The 22,734-nt window shown below is 71.3% G+C and carries 20 protein-coding genes and 1 pseudogene; 10 read left to right on the forward strand and 11 right to left on the reverse strand.

The window, feature by feature from the left end; all coding sequences use genetic code 11:
• Positions 1-372, forward strand: a pseudogene (locus tag IEZ08_RS25160) (hypothetical protein); the annotation flags it as partial.
• 181 nt (positions 373-553) lie between these two features.
• Here the strand turns inward: IEZ08_RS25160 and IEZ08_RS25165 are convergent.
• The 4 genes from IEZ08_RS25165 to IEZ08_RS25180 all read right to left on the reverse strand — a co-directional run bounded on the left by IEZ08_RS25165 (position 554) and on the right by IEZ08_RS25180 (position 3,798).
• The gene (locus tag IEZ08_RS25165; RefSeq protein WP_068922237.1) at positions 554-1,276 is read right to left on the reverse strand and encodes a sulfotransferase family protein; all 723 of its coding nucleotides are present in this window, start codon (positions 1,274-1,276) and stop codon (positions 554-556) included.
• Positions 1,277-1,397: 121 nt separating this feature from the next.
• Positions 1,398-3,014, reverse strand: a complete 1,617-nt coding sequence (locus IEZ08_RS25170; protein ID WP_068922238.1) for a methyl-accepting chemotaxis protein — start codon at positions 3,012-3,014, stop codon at positions 1,398-1,400.
• Between the two features lie 77 nt (positions 3,015-3,091).
• A complete protein-coding gene (locus tag IEZ08_RS25175) occupies positions 3,092-3,589 on the reverse strand; it encodes an ATP-binding protein (protein ID WP_084779770.1) in 498 nt (165 codons plus the stop codon).
• A gap of 14 nt (positions 3,590-3,603) precedes the next feature.
• A complete protein-coding gene (locus IEZ08_RS25180) occupies positions 3,604-3,798 on the reverse strand; it encodes a hypothetical protein (protein ID WP_068922239.1) in 195 nt (64 codons plus the stop codon).
• Positions 3,799-4,092: 294 nt separating this feature from the next.
• On the opposite strand from IEZ08_RS25180, the gene IEZ08_RS25185 reads away from it, so the two are divergent.
• From IEZ08_RS25185 to IEZ08_RS25205, 5 genes are read left to right on the forward strand one after another with little or no spacing between them, the layout of a single operon-like run.
• Complete coding sequence (locus tag IEZ08_RS25185; protein ID WP_176728428.1) at positions 4,093-4,449, forward strand: response regulator; 357 nt, start codon at positions 4,093-4,095, stop codon at positions 4,447-4,449.
• Between the two features lie 6 nt (positions 4,450-4,455).
• On the forward strand, positions 4,456-4,830 hold the full coding sequence (locus IEZ08_RS25190; protein ID WP_068922241.1) for a response regulator transcription factor: 375 nt from the start codon (positions 4,456-4,458) through the stop codon (positions 4,828-4,830).
• Complete coding sequence (locus tag IEZ08_RS25195) at positions 4,827-5,927, forward strand: HEAT repeat domain-containing protein (RefSeq protein ID WP_068922242.1); 1,101 nt, start codon at positions 4,827-4,829, stop codon at positions 5,925-5,927. Before IEZ08_RS25190 ends, IEZ08_RS25195 begins: the two co-directional genes overlap by 4 nt.
• Positions 5,924-7,483 carry a glycosyltransferase family 2 protein gene (locus tag IEZ08_RS25200; RefSeq protein WP_203863697.1) on the forward strand — a complete coding sequence of 520 codons (1,560 nt, stop codon included), beginning with the start codon at positions 5,924-5,926 and terminating at the stop codon, positions 7,481-7,483. Before IEZ08_RS25195 ends, IEZ08_RS25200 begins: the two co-directional genes overlap by 4 nt.
• Complete coding sequence (locus tag IEZ08_RS25205; RefSeq protein ID WP_189243115.1) at positions 7,480-9,510, forward strand: ATP-binding protein; 2,031 nt, start codon at positions 7,480-7,482, stop codon at positions 9,508-9,510. Before IEZ08_RS25200 ends, IEZ08_RS25205 begins: the two co-directional genes overlap by 4 nt.
• Before the next feature lie 23 nt (positions 9,511-9,533).
• Here the strand turns inward: IEZ08_RS25205 and IEZ08_RS25210 are convergent, their stop codons facing one another.
• The 7 genes from IEZ08_RS25210 to IEZ08_RS25240 all read right to left on the reverse strand — a co-directional run bounded on the left by IEZ08_RS25210 (position 9,534) and on the right by IEZ08_RS25240 (position 15,639).
• The gene (locus IEZ08_RS25210; RefSeq protein WP_068922244.1) at positions 9,534-10,499 is read right to left on the reverse strand and encodes a matrixin family metalloprotease; all 966 of its coding nucleotides are present in this window, start codon (positions 10,497-10,499) and stop codon (positions 9,534-9,536) included.
• A 184-nt stretch (positions 10,500-10,683) separates the two neighbouring features.
• Positions 10,684-12,312, reverse strand: coding sequence for a hypothetical protein (locus IEZ08_RS25215; RefSeq protein WP_189243116.1), 1,629 nt, complete (start codon positions 12,310-12,312; stop codon positions 10,684-10,686).
• 431 nt (positions 12,313-12,743) lie between these two features.
• Positions 12,744-12,989, reverse strand: coding sequence for a toxin-antitoxin system (locus IEZ08_RS25220; protein ID WP_141703749.1), 246 nt, complete (start codon positions 12,987-12,989; stop codon positions 12,744-12,746).
• Positions 12,990-13,136: 147 nt separating this feature from the next.
• Positions 13,137-13,409 (reverse strand): hypothetical protein, encoded by a 273-nt coding sequence (locus IEZ08_RS25225; protein WP_068922247.1) that lies wholly within the window; start codon positions 13,407-13,409, stop codon positions 13,137-13,139.
• Positions 13,406-13,699 (reverse strand): hypothetical protein, encoded by a 294-nt coding sequence (locus IEZ08_RS25230; protein ID WP_068922248.1) that lies wholly within the window; start codon positions 13,697-13,699, stop codon positions 13,406-13,408. The genes IEZ08_RS25225 and IEZ08_RS25230 overlap by 4 nt, the downstream gene beginning before the upstream one ends.
• Positions 13,700-13,807: 108 nt before the next feature.
• Positions 13,808-14,533, reverse strand: coding sequence for a response regulator transcription factor (locus IEZ08_RS25235; protein ID WP_203863696.1), 726 nt, complete (start codon positions 14,531-14,533; stop codon positions 13,808-13,810).
• Positions 14,530-15,639, reverse strand: a complete 1,110-nt coding sequence (locus IEZ08_RS25240; RefSeq protein ID WP_189243117.1) for a sensor histidine kinase — start codon at positions 15,637-15,639, stop codon at positions 14,530-14,532. The genes IEZ08_RS25235 and IEZ08_RS25240 overlap by 4 nt, the downstream gene beginning before the upstream one ends.
• A gap of 212 nt (positions 15,640-15,851) precedes the next feature.
• Here IEZ08_RS25240 and IEZ08_RS25245 point away from each other — a divergent pair, with 212 nt between their 5' ends.
• The 4 genes from IEZ08_RS25245 (at position 15,852) to IEZ08_RS25260 (ending at position 22,653) form a co-directional block, all read left to right on the forward strand.
• The gene (locus IEZ08_RS25245; protein ID WP_189243118.1) at positions 15,852-16,487 is read left to right on the forward strand and encodes a glucosaminidase domain-containing protein; all 636 of its coding nucleotides are present in this window, start codon (positions 15,852-15,854) and stop codon (positions 16,485-16,487) included.
• Positions 16,484-18,979, forward strand: a complete 2,496-nt coding sequence (locus IEZ08_RS25250; protein ID WP_189243119.1) for an EAL domain-containing protein — start codon at positions 16,484-16,486, stop codon at positions 18,977-18,979. The genes IEZ08_RS25245 and IEZ08_RS25250 overlap by 4 nt, the downstream gene beginning before the upstream one ends.
• A gap of 220 nt (positions 18,980-19,199) precedes the next feature.
• Positions 19,200-20,789, forward strand: coding sequence for a methyl-accepting chemotaxis protein (locus IEZ08_RS25255; RefSeq protein WP_068922253.1), 1,590 nt, complete (start codon positions 19,200-19,202; stop codon positions 20,787-20,789).
• Positions 20,790-21,246: 457 nt separating this feature from the next.
• The gene (locus IEZ08_RS25260) at positions 21,247-22,653 is read left to right on the forward strand and encodes an MFS transporter (RefSeq protein WP_068929317.1); all 1,407 of its coding nucleotides are present in this window, start codon (positions 21,247-21,249) and stop codon (positions 22,651-22,653) included.
• Positions 22,654-22,734: the final 81 nt, after the last annotated feature.

The raw sequence follows: 22,734 nt of genomic DNA on the forward strand, positions 1-22,734 counted from the left end.
CCCGCCAAGAACACCGACAAGACCGACAACAAGGCCGAGAAGGCCGAGAAGGCCGAGAAGAAGACCGCCCAGGCCAAGACCACCAAGGCCGACAGCGTCACGACCACCACGCCCGCCGCCCCGGCCGCCACCGCCAAGGCCGACGCCGCGCCGAAGAACACTCCCGCGCCGAAGAGCACCCGGACCGCCAACCCCGCCGCGGCCAAGACCGTGGACCTCGGCTCCGTCGACACCGTCGCCGCCAGGGCCGACGTCCCCGCGCAGGACGGCACCTCCACCGGCCGGATCCTGGCCTTCACGCTGATCGCCGGTGGCGGCGCGTTCATCGCCGGCCGCGCGTTCAGCGAGCGCCTGGCCGCCAAGCGCGACTGACCCGGTCCCCTCGGGACACAGGCCGGACATACAGGCCGGACATACAGATCAGATACGGCGAGGCCGCCACCGGTGCCCGGTGGCGGCCTCGCCGTATCACGCGCGTCGCGCCGTACAGCTCGACCGCGTCATGGGGGCGTGTTCCCAGGTGCGCCGAAAAGCACCGAAGAACACCGAATGGCTAGGTCCGTGCCCTCCCGTGAGGCTCCTCCACGGTTGCGTGCGGGTGCCGTACGAGACCGGTCTCCCTCCCCCACAGGGTCCGGGCGAAGTTGGTCCAGAAGCTCTCGCTGTCGTTGGCCCGCGGGAACGGCTCGTCGGGCACCGGGACGCCGAGGAACGCGCACAGCGGCTCCCAGCCCTCCCCCACCCGGTAGACCAGCAGCCGGTCGGCCGGGATCGCTGCCCTGACCTCGGCGTTGTGCCGTTCGAAGTAGGCGATGGCGCTGTCGCGGTCGAAGGCGATGTCCCGCCGGGCCCGGTTGATCGCGCCCAGCATGCGGATGAACATCGCCGGTCTCGACTCGCGGGGGAGGAGCCGCAGCAGGGGGCCGAGCACGGGGTGGCGCATGAGGCGCGGCAGGCGGAAGATCGTCTTTCGGGCGCTCTCGAACCACGCGCCGGGATCGCGCAGGGTGAGGATCACCTTGGCCTCGGGGTAGTGCGCGGCCAGTTCCCGCCAGTACGCGGCGGCGGGGAAGTCGACGCACGCCCGATAACCGCGGAAGACGGTCTCCCAGTCCGGCTCCCCGCCCTGTGCCACGGCCGTCCACCGGCGCATCCGCTCCTTGCTGCCGAGGACCTCGAACATGTGGTGACAGGGTGCGAATCCCAGCTTCTCCAGGGCGAGCTTGAGCGAGCTGGTCCCGGTACGGCCCAGCCCCGCCCCGATGACGTGCAGCATCCCGTGCGCCCCTTCGCTCTACGGCCCGGACACTCCCCCTGCCCGCCAGGCATCCCGATACCGCGTGGAAGCTGATATTTCCAGCAGCATCACTCAGAGCCGGGAGAGCAGGGGGCGGGGGTCAGACGGTGAAGTTGCCCACCAGATCACGCAGGGAGCGGCTCATCCCCGCCAGCTCGGCCGCGGCCTGACGGGACTGCTCCACCCCGCGGGTGGTCACCTCCGCGGCATCGGCCACCCCGGCGATGTTGACCGCGATCTCGTTGCTGGCGCTCGCCGCGTCGGCCACGTTGCGGTTCATCTCCCCGGTGGTGGCGGTCTGCTCCTCCACCGCCGCGGCGATCGCCGCCTGGTGGTCGTTGATCCGGCCGGTGATCTCACCGATCCGGCCGATGGCCTCCATCGCGCTGGCGGTGTCGGCCTGGATGGCCTCCACCCGCTTGGAGATGTCCTCGGTGGCCTTGGCGGTCTCCTGGGCCAGGTCCTTGACCTCCCCGGCCACCACCGCGAAGCCCTTGCCGGCGTCGCCGGCGCGGGCGGCCTCGATGGTGGCATTCAGCGCCAGCAGGTTGGTCTGCTCCGCGATCGAGGTGATCACCTTGATCACGCTGCCGATCTCCGCCGAGGAGTTCTCCAGCTGGACCATCATCGCGTTGGTCGAATCGGCCACCGCCACCGCCTCGGCGGCCACCGCGGCCGCCTCGGAGGTGCTGTGCGAGATCTCCTGGATCGCCGCGCCCATCTCCTGGCCACCGGCGGCGACGACCTCCACATTGAGCGAGACCTCGCCGGCCGCCGCGGCCACCACGCCGGACTGGGCGCTGGTCTCCTCCGCGGAGGCGGCGATCTGCTCGGCCACCTGCGACAGGTGCGCCGAGGAACCGGCCAGGGTGTCGCTGTGGGCCACCACGGAGGCCACCGTGGTGCGCAGGGCGTCGGTGGTGGTGTCCAGCGCGCCGGCCAGGCGGCCCAGCTCGTCGCGGCGATCCAGGTTCAGCCGTACGGTCAGATCGCCGCGGGCCACCCGGCCCAGCGCGTCCACCACCGCGTTCAGCGGGCGGACCACCGAACGGGTGCTCAGCACGCTGAGCACGATCGCCACCAGCAGCGCCAGCGCCAGCGTGCCGAGCAGGACCCGCTCACCGGCGGACTCGACGTCGGCGATCTCCTTCTCCAGGGCGGCGATGCGCTTGTCGATGGAGTCCCGCAGCTCCGTGCTGATCTTCACGCCGAGTCCCCACGCCTCACCGGCGGCGCCCTCGTTGATGCTCGTCAGAGCCTCGGCCCGCGCCTCGCGGGTGTCCTCGGCGAGCAGCGCCATGATCTTGTCGTCCTCGACGAAGAAGTCCTCCCAGGCGGGGCGGAGCTTGTCGAACTGCGCCCGCTCGGCCTCGGTCAGGAACTCCACGTGGGTGGTGTCGAGCGTCTCGAAGAGCGCCTTCTTGCTCTCCAGCTCACCCTGGCGGTTGTAGCCGTCGGGCCCGATGGCCACCTTGCCGCCGAAGGCCCCGGCGTCGGCCACCACCAGTCCCTGCCAGCCGGTGATGTCGGCCACGTGGTAGGCGAAGGTCTGGATGTCGTCCTTGACCTGCTCCAGCTGGTCCATCCGGGTGTTGATGTCGTGCTGGCGCTGCAGGCCCCAGTGGCCGACGCCGACGGCGACGACGATGAGCAGCGACACCAGCGTGAAAGCCAGACCCAGTCGCTTTCCGACTCCCACGTTGCGCAGGCTGTTCATAGGGTTCCTCAAGATCGGTGAAGCCGCCTTCGAACGGCGACGGACGGATGGGCGGGATGGATGGGAGGGGGACGGGTTCAGGTTCGGGTGCCGGTACGGCGGAGCGCCGGTCCGTCGCAGGGCAGCTCGAACCAGACGACCCGCCCCGACGAGCCGTCACCGGACTGGCCCCAGCGCGTGGCGCACAGCTCCACGATTGCCAGGCCCCGGCCTCCGGGCAGCTGCTCGGCGTCCAGGTCGAGCAGGCGCACCACCGGGCTCTCCAAAGAGGTCCCCTCGTCGCTGATCTCCACCCGTAGGAAGGACGCGCCGATATACACGCTGACCTCGAAGAATCCGCCGTTGCCGCTCTCGGTGTGCAGGACGGCGTTGCTGGCGATCTCGGAGGTCAGCAGGACCGCGTCATCGGCCGCGGTGTATCCGTCCACGGCCAGCGCCACGAAACTCCGGGCGTGCTGGACCTGCTCGGGCAGGCCGGCGAAACGACGGCGGGTCAGCAGGGCCATGGACCTGTCACGGGAACCCGTGCCCGGACTCGGGAGCGCGACCCGGGCGTGGTCGGTGTCGTCATGCATGGGTCGTCACGCGTTCAGATGAGCGCGATGTCCTGCTCGACGGAGGTGGCCGTCAAGTAGAGCTCGAACCACGTCTCGTCATCCACCGAATCGGGGATCCAGGAAGCGCGCACCTTGTGGCGCTCCTCTTCGTACTGCAAAGCGAACATGCGTAGTTCGCGCACCCAGCGAGGATCGACCCCCTGGGCGATCACATCGAAGCCCGGCATCGCCGTGTCTCCTCAATCCGTTGAGAAATCCGGTCGTCAATCCCTTGACGTCGGCGGCTCCCCGCTGTCCCGGCGGCGCCGGGTCCAGCAGATGGGTCACCACTCCGACATTCGGCAGCCGGGAGGACTACTGAAGTTGCCGAGCGGGTGCTTTTCAGGAGCGATCTTCCACACGCGCCTGGACGTCACTCAGTGGATTCGATTGGTAACATGCCGAAATGGGATATCCGGCTGGGGGTCCGGTTCCCGTGCCGAGGGTCATCCTCAGCGGGGGCGGAGATCGGATGGTGGGCGATGACGCATCCTCGCGTGCTCGTGATCGATGACGAGCAGGATGTCCTCGATCTCCTGACGCGGCACCTCGGCGGGCTCGGCTGTCAGGTGCGCACCGCCAACACCGGCGAACTCGGGCTGAGCCTCGCCGTCCGGGACCCGCCGGACATGGTCGTCGTCGACATCAGGCTTCCCGGCGTCGACGGCAGGGAGGTGACACGGGCCCTGCGGGCCGATCCACGCACCCGTGACTGCCGGATCATCATCACATCCGTTCTGGACATGGAGGATCTCGTCGACATTCGCGCCGACGCCGTTCTCCCCAAGCCGTTCCGCCGCGCGGACGTCAAAAAAGCCGTGGACTCACTGTGGGGGTAGTTCGTGATGGCCACCGTCCTCGTCGCGGAAGACGATTCCGACATCAGAGATCTCATCGTATTCAAGCTTGAGCAGGCCGGGCACACCGTGATCGCGGTGGGCGACGGGGCGTCGGCGCTGCGGCTGGCGCGCGAGCGGCCTCCCGAGATCGTGCTGCTCGACGTCATGATGCCCGGCATGTCGGGCGTCGAGGTCTGCCGGGAACTGCGGCGGCATCCGGAGACCGCCGGTCTGCCGATCATCCTTCTCACCGCCCGGGCCCAGGAGAGCGACGTCGCCAAGGGGCTGACCGCCGGGGCCGACGACTACATCGTCAAGCCGTTCAGCCCGAGGGTGCTGGCCGACCGGGTGCACTCCGTACTGGCCAGGGCCCGGACTTGAGCGCCGCCCAGCTCGTCTCCCTCACGCTGGCCCTGCTGGCCGGCGCGGTGACGCTGCTCGGGCTGGTGATCGTCATGGGGCGGGCGCTGCACCGCTACCGTGACCGCCGCAACGCCCGGCTGTCGGCGGGTGTCCGGCCGCTGCTGCTGGAGCTCATCGGCGGCGACAGCGGCGAGGAGGTCAGCGAGCCGCTGATCCGGCTGGCCACGCTGAACCGGCGCGTCTGGCGCGCGGTCGAACCCGGTGCGATCTCGCTGCTCGCCAAGGTCAGCGGGAACGCGCGGACCGCGCTGGTCCGGCTGCTGGAGCAGCGCGGCCTGGCCCGTGACGCCCTGCGCGACCTGTCGAGGTTCAGTGCGGTACGGCGGGCCTCCGCGGCCCACGTGCTGGGGATGCTGGGCCATGCCGAGGCCGCCCTCCCCCTGGTCCGCCTGCTGTCGGACCGCAACGCCGAGGTCCGGGCCACGGCCGTGCGGGCCCTGGGGCAGATCGGCACGGCCGGGGCGGCCAGCCCGATCATCTCCATGGCCGGCGGCCGGGCCCCCTTCCAGCTGGTGGCCCAGGCGCTGATCCGGCTCGGCCCGGGGGCGCGTCCCGCGCTGGTGGAGGCGCTGTCCCACGACGACCCCGCGGCACGGGCCGTCGCCGTCGAGGTGCTCGGGCTCACCGGCGCCGTGGAGACCGCCGGCGCCCTGGTCGGCGTCCTGGCCGGGGACCCCTCCTCGGATGTGCAGGTACGCGCGGCCCGCGCGCTCGGCAGGCTGGGCACGCCCGTGTGCCTGAACGCGCTCATCCACGCCACCGGGCCCGCCCACCGGTACGCCGTGCGGGTCGAGGCCGCGACCGCGCTGGGCGACCTCGGCTCCCCCCGGGCCGTACCGGCGCTGCGCGACCTGCTGGCCGACCCCCGCTACCACGTCGCGCACAGCGCCGCCCGCTCCCTGTCGCGCCTGGGCAGGCCCGCGGCGGCGGCCCTGACCGAGACGATCGCCGAACGGGCGGGCACGCCGGCCGCCTCCCACGCGTGGGAGGCCCTCGCCCTCCAAGACCTCCAGGCCGGCCGTCCGCTGAGGCTGCCGGAGGCCGCGCCGCGGTGAGCGCGGCCGCGACCGTCGCGGGTCTCCTCGCGGGCCTGGAAGCGCCGGACGCTCCCGGTGTCCTGGCCGCAGGGGCGGCCCAGAGCGCCGGTGAGATCCTGGACGCGGTCCGGGAGGGCGCGCGGTGGACGCTGATGGCGATCAGCGCCATCGTCCTGGTCTACTCGGTGTCGATCAACACCAGCTACCTGCTGCTCATCTTCCTGGCGACCTGGGACGCCGTCCACCACCACCGCAGGGTGTCCTTCTCCACCGAGGAGGACCTCTACTCCAACCCGCTGACCCCGCCGGTCACCGTGATCATGCCCGCCTACAACGAGGAGGCGGGCATCGCCGAGGCCGTGCGCTCGATGTTGTCGATGCGCTACCCGACCTTCGAGGTCATCGTCGTCGACGACGGCTCGAAGGACGGGACGTTCGAGCGGCTGCGCGAGGAGCACAACCTGGTGGAGCTGCCCCGGGTGGTCCCCGACGACATCCCGATGCGCGGCACGGTGCTCTCCACGCACGTGCCCGCCAACGGCTCCACGCCGCTGCTGGTGATCCGCAAGACCAACAGCGGCCGCGCCGACGCGCTGAACGTGGGCATCAACTTCGCCCGGCATCCGCTGGTGTGCATGGTGGACGCCGACTCCCTGCTGGACCCCTCGGCCCTGCTGCTGGTGGCCAAGCCGTTCGCCGACGACCCGATGAACGTGGTGGCCACCGGCGGGGTGGTGCGGATCGTCAACGACTGCGACGTCGTCGGCGGGCGGGTCGCGCGGGTGCGCATGCCGCGCCGCTGGCTGGTGCGCATCCAGGTGATGGAGTACCTGCGGGCTTTCCTGCTGGGCCGTACCGGCTGGTCGCGCCTGGGCGGCCTGCTCATCATCTCCGGCGCGTTCGGGCTGTTCCGGCGGGACGTGCTCGTCGAGGTCGGCGGGCTCGACCCCGACTCCATCGGCGAGGACGCCGAACTGGTCACCCGCCTGCACCGGTATCTGCGCGAGGGCGGCCGCGACTACCGGATCGTGTTCGTCTCCGAGCCGGTCTCCTGGACCGAGGCGCCGTCCTCGGCGGCCGTGCTGGCCCGGCAGCGGCGGCGCTGGTCGCGCGGGCTGGCCGAGCTGCTGTGGAAGCACCGCACGATGATCGCCAATCCCCGGTACGGACGGATCGGGGTGCTGACCCTGCCGTACTTCGTGCTGTTCGAGCTGCTCGCACCGGTGGTGAACCTGGGCGGGGTGGCCCTGGTCCCGATCGCGTTGTGGGCGGGCGCCATCAACATGGACTTCGCCCTCGCGCTGCTGGTGGCCTCCTTCGGTTACGCGGTCCTCGTCGGTTTCGTGGCGCTGGCCGTGGAGGAGTACGCCTTCCGCCGCTACAACAGCTGGCGGGATCTGGGCGTCGCCGCGGTGGCGTCGGTTGCCGAGAATTTCGGGTATCGCCAGTTCAACGCCTGGTGGGGACTACAGGGGATCTTTGCGGCGCTCCGCCGTACAAAGCAGGTCTGGGGGGTAATGACGCGAGAGGGGTTCTCCACCCCGGGCCGGCCCGCGGGAGGAAAAAAGGGATGAAGTGGTTGAACCGCAGCGTAGGAAGAGCCCTGCGGGGCACTTTCGCGCTGCTCGTCTCCCTCGTCCTGCTCGCGGGCGTCGTCGCGACGGTCGAGTCGGTACGGCAGGGCGAGGCCCTCAACCGGCTCATCGACCACAACCTCCCGCTCCGGCTGAACAACCTCAAGCTCCGCTCGACGATGGGGGACGCCACCCGGGGGCTGCGCAACTACCTGCTCTACCAGCAGCCCAAGACCACCTACCAGCAGGCGCGCGCCACCTATCCGCCCTATCTGGAGGATCTGGACAAGCGCGCGGAGACCCCCGAGGAGCTCAAGCTGATCGGCGACCTGCGCGTCAAGGTCTTCGACTGGTTCGGCTACGCCGCCCAGGCCGAGCAGCTGCGCCCGGGAGATCCGAAGATCATGCAGTACGCCGAGGGCAGCCGCCTGCGCTACGAGGAGGTCCTGCGCTCCCACGACGCCCTGGAGGCGCATCTGGCGGGCAAGACCGCCGATCTCGACCGCCAGGCCGCCCGCAACCGGTTCTGGGGGCGGGTCGCCGTGGTCACCTTCGCCGTGGTCGCCGTCGCCATGGCGCTGATCACCGCGATCCGCACCTACCGGGTGCTGGTGCCGCCGCTGACCGCCATGGGCCACACCCTGGCGCGGTTGACCGCCGGGGAGCACGACGCGCGTTTCCCCGCGACGGGACCGACCGAGATCCAGCAGCTCGGCGACGCCATCAACACGCTGGCCGACGAGAGCGACCGGCTGCGCGCGGCCGAGCTGGAACGTTCCCGCCTGGCCAAGGTGGCGCACGAGACCGCGGCGCGCATCCGCCAGACCCTGGAGGCCGAGGAGGCCATGCGGGAGGCGGTGACCGCCCTGGGCTCCAAGCTCCCCGCCGAGCGGGTGTTCGTCCAGCTCGTCCACGAGGGCATGATCGGCCCGCCCGAGCTGGAGTGGGTGGACGGCCGTGTCACCAGGGACGGCACCCTTCTGCCGGCGGTTCCCTCCGAAGGGCTCGAACAGCTCTACCTGCAGGGCCTGACCCCGGCCGGATCCACCGCGGACCCGCCCGACTTCGTTCCCGGGGCCGCCGCCGAGGCGCTCCGGGGCTTCGGGGACATGCAGTTCCTGTTGGTCCCCTTCGGGGTGGGGCAGAAGGCGCTGGGCAGCGTCCTGCTCGTCCGCGACTCCGCCCGCGGCCCGTGGAGCACCGACGAGATCGAGGCGGTCAAGGTCGTCGGCACCGATCTGGGACGCGGGCTGGACCAGGCCAGCCTTTACAACCGTGAGCGGGAGCTGGTCAAGGAGCTGCGGGCGCTGGACTCGGCCAAGACCGACTTCATGTCCACCGTCTCGCACGAGCTGCGCTCGCCGCTGACCAGCATCGCCGGCTACCTGGAGATCCTGCGCGACGAGGAGGCGGGCGAGATCAACCCCGCCCAGGACCGCATGCTCGACGCCATCGACCGCAACACCACCCGGCTGCGGCTGCTCATCGAGGATCTGCTGACGTTGTCACGCATCGAGGCGGGCGCCTTCCGCAGCCTCAAACAGCGCACCGACGTGTGCGCGGTCATCGGGGGCTCGGTCGAGGCGATGCGGCCGACCGCGGCCAAGGCCCAGGTCGAGCTGACCGTCGAGGATTCCGGCTGCCCGGTGTTCGTCGACGGGGACCCCAACCAGCTCGACCGCGCCATGGCCAACCTGCTGTCCAACGCCGTGAAGTTCACTCCCGCCGGGGGCAGGGTCCACGTCCGCGTCGCCGTGGAGGACGACGACGCCGTGATCACCGTCTCCGACACCGGGATCGGCATCCCCGCCGAGGAGATGACGCGGCTGTCCACCCGGTTCTTCCGCGCCTCCAACGCCACCGAGCGGTCGATCCCCGGGACCGGGCTCGGTCTGTCCATCGTGCGCAGCATCGTCGCCAACCACTCGGGCACCTTCGACCTGCGCTCCGAGGAGAACAAGGGCACGACGGCGACCATGCGGATCAAGACGTCCGCGGCCGAGTCCGAGGAGCGTTCCAAGGGCTGAGCGGGCCGTTCAGCTCACGCTGTTCAGCTCACGCCGTACAGCTTGCGCATCGCGGCGTGGTCGCCCGCACCGAGGGTGCGGACGACGGCGCAGGCCGGGATGGTGGAGGCCATGACCTGGGTGCCGTGCTGCGCCGGGGAGACGTGGTTGAGCCCGTAGGCGTGACCCCACTCGTGGACGAGCACCGAGCGCAGGTCGAAGGAGGAGGAGCAGCGGCTCGGCCGGCTGGAGAACCACGTGTAGCGGGTGTTGATCGCGATGTCGGCGGAGACCACCTGACCCGTGCGCGTCCACCAGGTGCAGGTGACGGCGAGCGCGGTCGAGCCGAGCCGCTTCCAGCCGACGACGCTGTTGCCGTCCTCCTTGCCGCAGCCGGTGGACCGGGAGGTGGCGGTGACGGCGGGAACGAGCTTCGTCGCGCCCTTGTATGCCTGGCCCACCTTGAACGGGCCGGGCAGGCGGCAGACGTTCTTGCCCGCGACCAGATACTGGACCGCCGACTTGATCTCGGTGAGCGCCGTGCGGCCGACCGCGGAGGGTGCCCCGGAGGGGTTGTAGGTCCAGCCGAGGCGTCCCTTGACGCGCCACTTCGCCAGGGCGTAGGCGCGGTCGCGGCACTGGGCGGCCGCGGTGGCGGCGGAGGCCCGCGAGCCGGCGGCGTTCGCGGCGGTGGAGGTCGTGGAGGTGAAGGTCGTGGCGAGGGAGGTCGTGGTGGTGGAGGTGCCCGTCTCGGTCCAGGAGGCCTTGCGCCCGCCGGGGTAGACCGCGTCCACGGTCACCAGCAGGTCGCTCCCGGCGACCGCGATCGTCTCGTCCTCGTGAGCGGGCTCGTGAGCGGGTTCGGGGGTGAGCTCGGGGGCCGGGGCGGGTGCCGCGCCGGTGGGGGTGAGAACCTCGTCCACCGTCGACGCCACCGACACCACCAGGGTGATGAAGGCTGCGAACAACGCCAACGCCACCGGCAGAATCCGCGTGCTGCGACCCGTCACGCTGTAACTCCTGATTCGCCTGGCCCGCCAGGCGAGGGAGGTCGCCGGGTCCGGGAAGGGGCCGCCCGGGCGGCGCTCCTCTCACGGAGAATCGGCAGAAAATGCGCATAAATAAGGAAAACGGGCTTTTAGCTGGGGCGTACGGGGAACGCACCCCGCCGATCCGTGGCGGGAGTCCCGCCGGTCAGAGGGTGCGGGCGCCGGCCCCCGTGGCCTCCCCCGGCTCCGCGGCCGGGGCCTCGATGGGCCGCTCACGCTGCGGAGGGACCGCAGGACCGCCCTCAAGCCTGCGGCGGAGCCTCTCCCGGAGGTCCTCCAGAGAGGACCTGCCACGGTCGCGAGGGGGCCTGCCCGGGGAGGACTCGTCGCAGGAGGACCGGTCGTGCGAGGGGCCGGGGTGGGAGAGCCCCTCGTCCCGCGCCGGGGCGGCGGTGCCGGGCTCCCCGTACGGCACGCGCTCACGGCGCTCGTGGCGCTCGTGACGGGCCCGTTCGACGGCCCGCCTCCGGCTCTCCTCCCTGGCCGCGGCCTCCCGCAGGGTCTCCTCCAGGGCGCGCTGCCCGGCCTGCATCTCCTGCGCCCGGAGCAGCTCGACGTGCTCCCGCCTGCGCTGTTCGGCCTCCTGCGCCCTCCGCAGGGTCTCGGCGGCCTTCCGCTCGGCGAGCAGGTGCCGCCCGACGTCGTCTCCGGCCGCCTTCCGGTCGCGGACCCGCCGCGCGATGTCCTTGGCCGCCTGCCGTCCCTCCGGGGTGGACCGGGCCCGCCTGGCGGCAAGTTCCTCCTGCATCCGGCGGTAGCCGACGCCGTCCTCGTCGACCGGGAGGTTCGCGCGGCGCCGGAACGACCGCAGCCAGGAGCCGATCCGGTAGCGGACCACCCCCGTGACGTTCCGGGCCGAGGCGACCTGCTCGGTCAGCAGGTCCACCGCCTCGCCGGAAGGGACATATCTCAGCAAAAGCCTCACCAGGTGCTCAAGTGAGGCCAGCGCGGTGGCGTCCGGGACCTCGGTGCCGGACGGGACGAGTCCCGTTCGCTGCGCCCGCCACCGCGGCAGGCATCGCGCCAGCACCTCCCGGGCCTGCTGGATGTCGTTATAGCCGTTTTTGTCCCACCAGGGGCTTGGCTGGAGCGGGTCCCGGCCTCCTCTCCGGACCGGTCGCTGCGGGGGAGGGGTAGGGCCCTCCCTAAAGAAAGGAGACGTGTGAACTCTGCCGGAACCCGTCCGGACGATCTTCTCCGGGCTGAGTGCTCCGCCGTACTGCACGACGACGCACTGCGCGAGCGCGGCGTGCAGCCGGCCGAGACCCGGCTCGGCGCCGGGCGCCCTGGTCCTCGGCCCGGGAACCCGCCCCGGCGGGGCGTCCACGACGTCGGTGACGGCCCTGACGAGGTTCTTGGGCAGGTTGCAGGGGAGCCCCGCGATGTCCAGGCAGAGCTGGTAGAGGGCCGGGCGGCCGGGCGCGGCGCCGTGCACCCGGCGCACCCAGCCGACGTCCATCACGCGGCCCAGGTCCTTCCACCCGGTCCGCGTGCTCAGCCCGTGGTAGGCGGCGTAGGCGCGCATGACGCGCGGCATGTCGGTGATCTTGCCGCTCTCGTCCGCGTGGTAGGCGAGGTGGCGCGCCATCCGGCGGGCGCACGGGTCGGCCACCTCGCCGCGCCGCCAGAGCAGGCAGCAGACGCGGAACCAGGTGCGGGTGGGGACGGCAGGCAGTCGATGGGGGGCCTCGTAGCAGGGGGTCCGGCTGTGGACGGGGCGGATGGCGGCGCGGGGGGAACCGCGGCGGGACCGGCGGCGCTCGGCGCGTTCCACGTGCTCGACGTGTGCGCGGCGCTCGGGCCGGGGCCCTCCGCTGGGGGGAAGCGTGTCTATGGAGTTGTCACCGTTTACACGGGCTGTGCCGTTCATCCCCATTCGCGACACGCCACTTCGGGGAATAGCTGGCAGAGCCCGGGGCCCATCGTTTATCCTGGCTCCAGACTGTAGGCATACAACACGTAGGCATGCGACATGTAGGCGTACAGGTATGGCTAAGGGGACATGCGGCGCGGTGCAGCTGTAGGAGTTGAGGGCTCTAGCACCGAGCTCAATGTCCGGGTTTTGAAGGTCCTCGCGCTTGCTGGTTGCGGGCGCGGGGACCTGCTTTTTGTCGTTCAGTAGCGAGCTGTGATCAGCCGGTCACATTCTTCCCCCTCCGAGGGTCCGCAGGAAGCAAAACGCAGGTTTTTCCCCAGGTAGATGGGTTAGGCTGCCTCCGATTTGTCGGGAAGCGGAGACTTCTCCTGTCGGTACGCCTGCGGCACCGGCAGCGGCTGACCGCTATGTGCCGCTTCGAGCAGATCGACCAGATAGTCGTTCAGATGGCGATAACCGGCGGCGGCGGCCGCCGCCTCCAGGGTGAGCCGCAGAGGCCTGGGCGGCCGTACCATCGTCGGCACCCGGTCACCCTTGTGTGGCTGTGGCAATCCGAACCCCTCCTCCTGCACCACATGTGTCACGCCAGTTTTAGCGGAAACTGATACTGCGAGCGAGCATCTTCCACTAATTCGTTCTGGCGTGTCGCACCGGAGGCCGGAGGCGGGGCGACCCGGTGACGCCCGGGATGACAGGACGCTGTGCGATACGTGCGCCGACTATCAGAACAAAACGATCCGGGTCAGAACTACGTGATGGTCGTTCCTGCTAATGCGGTATTCCGCGATGCCGTACCCCTTCGGGATGAGGATCTCCCGCCAGTCCGGATCGGTACTCAGCTGCTCGCTGTCCTTCAGCCACGGGTTCTCGCAGATCGCCACCATGAGAGCCGCCACCGTGGAGAACACCTCGGCGGAGACGGCTGGATCGGCGAGGGTGTCAGCCACGATTTCCGAAGGGAGGACTGGCCACAGGTCGTCGGCGTCCTCGCTCACCGGGTGGCGCGCTCCTGCCGTCGACGGAGGATTTCGTCCATGGTGGTCGTGGGCAGGGTCCCCGCCTCGGCGGCCGCGTGGACACGGTCGCGTTCGGGGTCGGTGTCCAACATCGCGCGGCCCCACCACGTGGACAGGACACAGTCCAGTTCCGGCCCCTGCTGGGCCTCCAGGAGTTCGGCGAAGAACTGGGCCCGGCGGCTGCCTCGCAGAGCGTCGGAGATCCCGCCGATTGTCCGCGGAACCCTCGGCCGACCGGCTGGGTTCCCGTGAACGGGCTGAGCGCTCATGACCCACCTTTCTGCGTTTCCTCACCAGAGTACGGCGGAGGCGAAAGGATCGCAGTCCAATGTGCGGCGAGGGCGTCGGCCACGGGTTCCCGAGGCGGGCTGCGGAGGTCAGTGGCGCCGGGAGGACACGGCCTCACGTCCGTCCTGGCGCTGGGCCGGGGGGCGGTAGCGGTATCCCACACCACGGACCGCCTCGATGGGCGAGTTGGCGAGGTCGCCGCCGATGCGGCGGCGCAGGCGCAGGATCGCGAACTTCACCCGCTCCGGGCTCAGGCCGGTCGGGTCGTCCCAGACCAGGGAGAGCAGCTGCGAGGAGCTCAGGACGTTCCCGGCGTGCCGTACGAGCGTGTTGAGCAGCCGGAACTCGGTGGGCGTCAGGTGGACGTCCTGGTCCTCGACGAAGACCGTCCGGGTCGCCGGCTCCACCCGCACGACCCCGTCGTCGTAGACGTCCTCGGCCCACGACGCCGCGCCGGCGCGGCGCAGCAGCGCCTCCACCCGGGCGGTGAGCTCGGCCCGGGAGAACGGCTTGACCAGGTAGTCGTCGGCTCCCGCCCGCAGGCCCCGCACCTTCTCCCGCTCCTGGCCCCGGCCGGTGAGGATCAGGATCGGCAGGTCGCTGATGTCGCGGACGCGTTCCAGCACCTGCCAGCCGTCCATGACGGGCAGGCCGATGTCGAGGATCAGCACGTCCGGCTTGTGCTCGTGCAGCAGCCGCAGGCCGCTGCGGCCGTCCGTGGCCGGGACCACCTCGTGCCCGCCGTGACTGAGAAGCACCTGGATGACCGCGAGCGTGTCGGCGTCGTCCTCGATGACCAGCAGCTTGCTCATCATCCCTCTTCTCTTCGGTCGCGGACCGGCTCCCAGGGCAGTTCCACGCTGATCACCGATCCCTTCGTCCCGTCGTCGGTGATGTGGAGCGTGCCGTCGTGCATGCCGGCGATGGCGCGGGCCATGCCGAGCCTCGGCCAGGAGTCCTCGCGGGCCAGGGACTCGCGGCGGCCCGGTACGGGACCCGCCTCCCCGTCCCGGCCGGCCGGTGCGTTCTCGTGCGCGTCGCCGGAGGCCAGGCAGGCGATCTCGATGTGCCAGCCGTCGACCGTGGGGCGGGCCTCGACGTCGACGATGTCCCCCGGGGCGGACCGGGTGATCGCCGCCGTCAGCAGGATGTCGAGCATGCGGCGGATGCGGATCGAGTTGCAGGCCAGTGCCGGTCCGGGGCGGGCGTGGTACCGGAGGGTGATCCCGGCGTGGACGGCGCCGGGCCGGAGCTGGCCGACGATGTCGCGCACCAGCTCCATCGGGTCGACCCGTTCCCGCCTCAGCTCCAGTTCGGGCGAGGCGGGGTCGACCAGCAGCGGCAGGTCGTTGAGGAGCTCCGACAGGCGCATGGCGTTGCGCTCGATGACTTTGACGAACTCGCGCTGGTCGGTGGTGAGGGGCCCGGTGTCGGGGTCCGACAGCAGCCCCGCGTAGGCGAGGATCGGGGTGATCGGCGTGGCCAGGTCGTGGATGACGGTGGCGATGAACTCCGTCTTCGCGGCGGTCAGCGCGGCGTCGCGGGAGGCGGGGGCGGCGTTCGCCTCGGCGTCCCGGCGCAGGGACACGTCCAGGGTCGCCGCCAGGCAGGCCAGGGCCTCGGGGACGCCGTGGCTGTCGTAGCCGTCCCGCAGGGTCACGGCCAGCAGCCTGCCGGGCCCGGCGGGCCACAGGAGCTCCCCGCCGGAGGGCGGGGTCGCGTCGGCCGGGCGCAGTTCGGCCCGGAGGATGCCGGGAACGCTGCGCAGCCCGGCCAGCAGCGTCGGTTCGGTACGCGCGCCGTCGGAGTCGCCGCCGCCGCGCAGCCGTTCGTTGAGAAGGCCGAGGATCGCCCGCGCCGTATTCGACGGGTCGGGCAGGTACGAGGCGGTGTGATCGAGGCGATCACCGCTGTTCAGCATGCTGCCCCCCATATGTCCCCCGTGCGTGAGGCCCTCCCCAGAACCTCCGAGGATCGTCACATATAGCGATTCACCCCAAACTGAACGTTATCAACCCAGTTCATGTGGTTGTGACTGAGGCTTTCATTTGCCATTGCGTCTGCGGCAACGGTTCTGCACCCGGGAAGCAACCGAGAGTGCATCTTTCATCACTCAGCGTTCACCATGTGCCCGTGCTGACCCCGCGGCGTGCGCTGACTTCCCTGATCACCATCGGCGCCGCGATCTCTCCCTGCCTGCCCGCGGTGGCCACGCCGCCCGGCGGTGCCGCGCGCGTGCCGGCGGAGTCCCGGTCGGCATCTCCCCTGACGTCCTCCGCGGCCTCGTCCTCGTCCGCGCTGGCGGCGTCCTTCCTCCGGCAGGCCGGCGTCCCGGCCCGCCGCAGCCAGCGCGTGACGAAGGTGCCCGCGTCGGTGATCCTCGCCCAGGCGATCCTGGAGTCGTCGTGGGGCCGGAGCGGGCTGGCCGTCACCGACCGGAACTACTTCGGCATCAAGTGCTCCTCCTCGGGGGACCACGGCCCCTACGCGACGGGCTGCCGCCGCCACCCGACCACGGAGTGCGGTCCCCGCGGCTGCCGCCGGACCACCGCGCTGTTCCGGACCTACCGCTCCCCCGCGGACTCCTTCAAGGACCACGGCCGCTTCCTCTCCTCCAGCGACCGCTACCGAGCGGCGTTCGAGCACACCGCCGATCCCGACCGGTTCGCCAGGAGGATCGCCAGAGCCGGGTACGCCACCGATCCCGGCTATCCCGCCAAACTCATCAAACTCATGCGCACCTACGACCTGTACCGGTACGACCGATGAGCGACGACCCGCAGAGGAACGCGCATCCGGGCGTCTTCCGGCCCCGGCGCGGCAGGCGGCACCGGCGGGGGCGGGGACCCGTCCGATCCCGCCTCTGGTTCTGGTTCCTCCTGTCCGGCCTGCTGGTGAGCGTCGCCGGACTGCTCGCGCCGGGCGATACCGGTGTGGCCGCCCGGACGGCCCTGCAGGTGGTCGGGGTGGCCGCGATGGCCGTGGGGATCCGCGTGAACCGGCCGGCCGAGCAGGCGGCGTGGTGGCTGCTGACCGCGGGCGTGGGCGCCTGGGTGGGCGCCGACCTGATCTGGGCGGCCTGGTACTTCACGGCGGACGGCCCCGAGGTCCCCCGATGGATCGACCTGGTCTACCTGCTGGCCTACCCGCTGCTGGTCGCCGGCCTGGCGAAGCTGCCCGGCAACTCGATGCGCTCCAGGAACGTCGCCGTGATGGCGGACGCGATGGTCGTCGTGCTGGGCCTGGCCTTCGTGTACTGGACGATGACGTTCAACCCCTACGGCGGCCTGCGGACGCTGTCGGGCCGGGAGATGCTCCTCGCCTCGACCTACCCCATCGCCGACGTGGTCGTGCAGTTCATGGCACTGCGGCTGTGGTTCACCCACGGCCTGCGCAACCGCTCCTACGCTCTGCTCAGCCTCGGCTTCATCGGCATGGCCTTCGGTGACGTGACCCATGCCATGATGCTCCAGCGCGATGAGACCTGGAGTTACGGACTGCTGGGCAACGCGGGCTGGCTGGCGTGGTTCGTGCTGTCGGGGGCCGCGGCGCTGCACCCCTCGGCGGCCCGCCGCGCGAAGACCCCCGCCGCCCGCCTGACCACCGCGCGCAGCCTCGTCTTCCTGGTGATGGCCTGCGCGGGGCCGTTCTCCCTCATGCTCAACCTCCAGGCGGGCTCGGAGGTGCGGCCCGCGGACTTCGCGGTGCCGCTGATCATCTTCGCCGCTCTGATGACGTTCCTGGTCATCCGGCTGATCACCAACACCAACACGGCCCACCGCCGCGCCCGGCTCCTGGACGAGCAGGCCGCGGACCTCTCCCGCGCCCTGGACGAGCAGCAGTCGCTGCAGCGGCTGCTCAGCTACCGGGCGATGCACGACCACCTGACCGGGCTGGCCAACCGGGCGCTCTTCCAGGACCGCCTGGAGCAGGCGACGGCGCGGCGGGCCGGCCAGGCCCGGCACGCACTCCTCCTGCTCGACCTCGACGGGTTCAAGCTCATCAACGACACCTACGGCCACCCGGCCGGCGACCAGTTGCTCATCCAGGCCGGGCATCGGCTGCGGGGGATCCTCCGCGAGGCCGACACCCTGGCCCGGCTCGGCGGCGACGAGTTCGCCATCCTCCTGGAGGGGGTGACCCCCGGCGAGGCCGCCCACGTGGCCGAGCGGGTCGTCGAGGTGATCGGCCAGGCCTTCGTCGTGGGCGACCACTCCTTCCACGTCACCGCCAGCGTCGGCCTGTACATGATCGCTGAGGCGGCCGAGGCGCAGGACGTCCTGCGCGACGCCGACCTCGCCCTGTATGCGGCCAAGGCGGCGGGCAAGAACCAGATCAGCGTGTTCCACCAGGGACTGCGCGTGGAGCAGCTCGACCAGGCCAGGATCACCGAGGGCCTGCGCCGCGCCCTGGAGCGCGAGGAGTTCGTGCTGAACTACCAGCCCGTCGTGGACCTGGCCACCGGCCGGATCCAGGCGGTCGAGGCGCTGCTGCGCTGGCGGTCGCCCGACGGGATCGTGCCGCCCGACAGGTTCATCCCCGCGGCCGAGGAGAACGGGCTGATCGTGCCGATCGGCGTGTACGCGCTCCGCCGCGCCTGCGCCGACGCGGCCCGCTGGTACGCGCGGTACGGCATCGCCGTCACCGTCAACGTCTCCGGCCGCCAGGTGCACCGGCCCGAGTTCGTCTCCACGGTGCTGGAGGCGATGCGCGAGAGCGGGCTGCCGGGCGAGGCGCTCATCCTGGAGATCACCGAGACCGCGCTGCTGGCCCCCGGGCAGGACGACATGACCCGGGTCACCGGGTACCTGTCGGAGCTGCGCGAGCACGGCGTGCGGATCGCCATCGACGACTTCGGCACGGGCTACTCCTCGCTGGCCTACCTGCAGCACCTGCCGGTGGACGTGGTCAAGATCGACGGGGCCTTCACCACTCTCGACTCCGGGACCGACACCGCCTCCCGCCAGCGGCACGCCTTCACCCAGGCCATCCTGAACCTCTGCGAGGTCCTGAACCTGCCCGCCATCGCGGAGAAGGTGGAGACCAGCGAGCAGAAGGGGTTCCTCCGGGACATGCAGTGCCAGCTGGGCCAGGGCTACCTCTTCAGCAAGCCGGTGCCGGCCGCGGATCTGGACCGCCTCCTGGCCGACGCCGCCGCCGACGCCGGCCCCGAGCCCCTTCCCGGCCCGGCCGGGACCGGGCTGCGCTGGAGCGCTCACCCGCGCCGGGCGCCGGTGGAGGGCGAGCGGCTCGCCGGCTGACCGGGCCGCGGACGGCTGCGGACGGCCGCGGACGGCCGAGGAGTGCCGCAGACGGCCGGGAGGGTCCGGAAAGGCGCGGAAGGATCCGGAAGAGGCCGGAAAGCCACGAAAAATCAGCGGGAAAATAGTTTACGACTCAACTTTCCGCTGTTCGTGCCGATCGGGGTGATGGTCACATCTATCTGGAACGCCGCCGAGGGCGGCCTGCCGAGGAGTAACGGTGGAAGTAAAGGGGCCGTGGCGGCTGATCGCCGATCGGCGCATCAGCACCAAAATCTTGATTGCGGTCGCGATCCTCGCCCTGACCGCCGTGGTCACCGGCATGACCGGCCTGATGAAGATCAACTCTCTTGGGGACGTTCACGACCAGCAGGTGAACAAGCAGTTCCCCCTGCTCGCCACCCTCCAGCACGTCGCGCTGACCGCCAAGGGCGTCGCCAACGACGAGCGCGGATTCCTGCTCTCCGGTGACCCCGAGTTCCGCGACGAGTCGCTGGCGCGGTTCACCGAGATCGAGACGGGGCTCAAGCAGGCGCGCACGTTCACCCTCACCCCCGATGAGACCGCCCAGGTGGACGAGCTCGCCGAGGACCTCGATGGCTGGAAGGACGCGCTGGAGGCCGAGTACGCCCTCTACGCCACCGACAAGGCGGCCGCGATCCAGGAGTCCACGGACGGCGGCACCCGGAAGCTGCGCAAGGCCTACGAGGAGAAGCTGCAGGGCACGCTGACGGCCATCGGCGAGAAGATCAGCGCCAACACCGCGTTCAACGAGACCGCCGACTCCGCCCGCTTCGTCGTCATCCTCGTCCTCGTCCTCGGCCTGATCTGGGGCGTCCTCAGCGCCCTGATGGTCGCCCGCGTGATCGTCGGCCCGGTCCGCGCGGTGGCCGACGTGCTCAAGCGGATGGCCCACGGCGACCTGACCGGCCGGGCGCCGGTGCGCAGCAAGGACGAGATCGGCCAGATGGCCGTCGCGCTGAACCAGGCGGCCGAGTCGATGCAGGGCGCGCTGCGCACCATCGACAACTCCTCGGACTCCCTGGCCAGCGCCTCGGAGGCGCTCACCGCCACCAGCACCCAGATCGCCGCCAGCGCCGAGGAGACGAGCGTGCAGGCCGGCGTAGTGACCGCCGCCGCCGCCGAGGTCTCCCGCAACGTGGAGACGGTCGCCGCCGGCGCCGAGGAGATGGGAGCCTCCATCCGCGAGATCTCGCACAGCGCCAACGAGGCGGCCAAGGTCGCCTCCCAGGCGGTGGTGGCCGCGCAGTCGACCAACGACATCGTCGGAAAGCTGGGCACCTCCTCGGCCGAGATCGGCAGCGTGATCAAGACCATCACCTCGATCGCGGAGCAGACCAACCTGCTGGCGCTCAACGCCACCATCGAGGCGGCCCGCGCCGGCGACGCCGGCAAGGGCTTCGCGGTCGTGGCGGGCGAGGTCAAGGACCTGGCCCAGGAGACCGCCAAGGCCACCGAGGACATCGCCCGGCGGGTGGAGGCCATCCAGGCCGACACCGGCAGCGCGGTGGCGGCGATCGCGGAGATCAGCGAGATCATCGCGCGGATCAACGACTACCAGCTGACCATCGCCAGCGCGGTGGAGGAGCAGAGCGCCACCACCAACGAGATGAACCGCAGCGTCGCGGAGGCGGCGGCGGGTTCCGGCCAGATCGCCGGGAACATCTCCTCCGTGGCCACGGCCGCCCAGATGACCAGCGGAAGCGTCGTCGACACCCAGCGCGCGGCCGAAGAGCTCGCCCGCATGTCCGCGGAGCTGCGGGCCGTCGTCAGCCGCTTCTCCGTCTAGTCCTCCCTCCGGGAGGCTCCCCGACGGATCCCCGCCACGGCGGGGGTCCGTCGGAACCGGCCCGTCAGAGCCGGTCTGTAAGAGCCGGTCCGTCAGAACCGGCACGTCGGCCGGTCCATCGGATACGCCCCGGCCAAGAGCCCTCTCCAGACTGCCGAAGCCCCTCCCCCGGTGGTCCGCGAACCGCCCAGGACCTCGTCCCGGGCGGTTCGTGTCGTTTGCGGCCGGAGCCCGCGCACCCCGGCCCGGTAGCGGTTCGGTTGCCGTACCCCCCGGCTCCCGGAGGACGGCCCGCGGCTGCCGATCCTCCTGCCGAGGACGGCCGCCGGACCCCCGACGACCAGCACGAGCCCTACGGCCGTCCCGAACCTGACATGCGCCGTCCCGGCGCGATATCGGCGGGGGCCCGATGCGAAGCGACCTCTCGTCCGTGCGGATCCAGAGAGGAAGCGTCACCGTGTTCCGAACCCCCGACATGCTGCGGGCCCTGCGGCAGCGTAACTACCGCCTGTGGGCGGCGGCCGACTTCCTGTCGGTGGGCGGGACCTGGATGCAGGTCCTGGGCGTCAACTGGCTCCTGCTGTCCATCTCCGGGTCGGCCACCAGCCTGGGCTTCGGCCTGTTCCTGCAGTCGCTGCCGACTCTGCTGCTGGCCTTCGCCGGCGGCTCCCTCGCCGACCGGCTGCCCGCCCGTCCCCTGGTGCTGACCGGGCAGGCCCTGCACGGGCTGCTCGCCCTGGCGCTCGCGGTGATCGCCTTCTCCGATGTGCAGAGCGTGTGGCCGATCTACGCGGTCGCCCTCCTCGGCGGGATGGTGTCCGCCCTGGACGGTCCCGCCCTGGGGCGCTTCGGCGCGGAGGTCGTCGGCCCCGAGGACCTGTCCAACGGCCTGGCCCTCGGCTCGGTGATCAGCTCCGGCGGGCGCATCCTCGGCATGGCGCTGGCCGGGGCGCTCATCCCCCTGACCGGCACCGGGACGCTCTTCCTGCTCAACGCGCTGAGCTTCGGGGTCGTCATCGCCACGGTGCTGTGCATGCGCGCCGGCGAGATGCACCCGCTGCCGCGCGCCGAGGCCGCGCAGGCCGGGGTCGCGGCCGGGCTGCGCTACATCTCCCGCACCCGGTGGCTGCTCGTCCTGCTCGGCATGGCCTTCGTCCTGGGCGCCCTGGGCCGCAACTACCAGGTCACCATGGCCGCGATGAGCGAGGGACCGCTGAACGCGGGCGCCGCCGGCTACGGCGTCCTGTCCGTCGTCTTCGCCGTCGGCGCCGTCCTCGGCGGCCTGTACGCGGCCTCCCGGCCCCGCCTGACGTTCCGGATCCTGTTCGCCGCCGCCCTGCTCACCAGCGTGGGACAGGCGCTCAGCGGGATCGTGCCGGGCCTGCTCGGCTTCGCCGTCATGCTGCTGCCGATCGCCGCGGCGGCGGTGGTCCTCGACACGACCGTGAGCACGCGCGCCCAGCTCGACACGGACCCGGCCATGCGGGGCCGCGTGCTGGCCGCCCAGACGATGGTGGGAGCGGCCTCGGGGGCGGTGGGCGGCCCGGTGCTCGGGATGCTCTGCGACGCCCTGGGGCCCCGCCAGGCCCTCATCCTGGCCGGAGTGGTCACCACCGTGGCCGCGTGCGCCGCCGCCGCGCTGCTGACACGCTCGCTCGGGCGCACCTCCCCGGTCGCCGCCGCGATCGGCGCGCTGCGCGACGCCCAGGGCATCCGAGGACTCCGGGGCCTGCGAGGCCTGCGGCGCCCGTCCCCGGCCGGTCCCGTCCGCCGCCCGGGTGTCTCCCGCAGTGTCCGGCCCGGAGACGCCTCCCGGCTGTCGCGGGCCTCGGCCCGTGCCGCCGCGCGCCGTACCCGGGCCTGAAAAGCGCCGTACGGGGCTCGGCGAGCGCCCTCGCGCACGCCGCACCCGCCGGTCAGGGGCCGGAGGAGACCGCAGAGCAGA

Source organism: Planobispora rosea, from assembly GCF_014648175.1.
GTDB lineage: Bacteria > Actinomycetota > Actinomycetes > Streptosporangiales > Streptosporangiaceae > Planobispora > Planobispora rosea.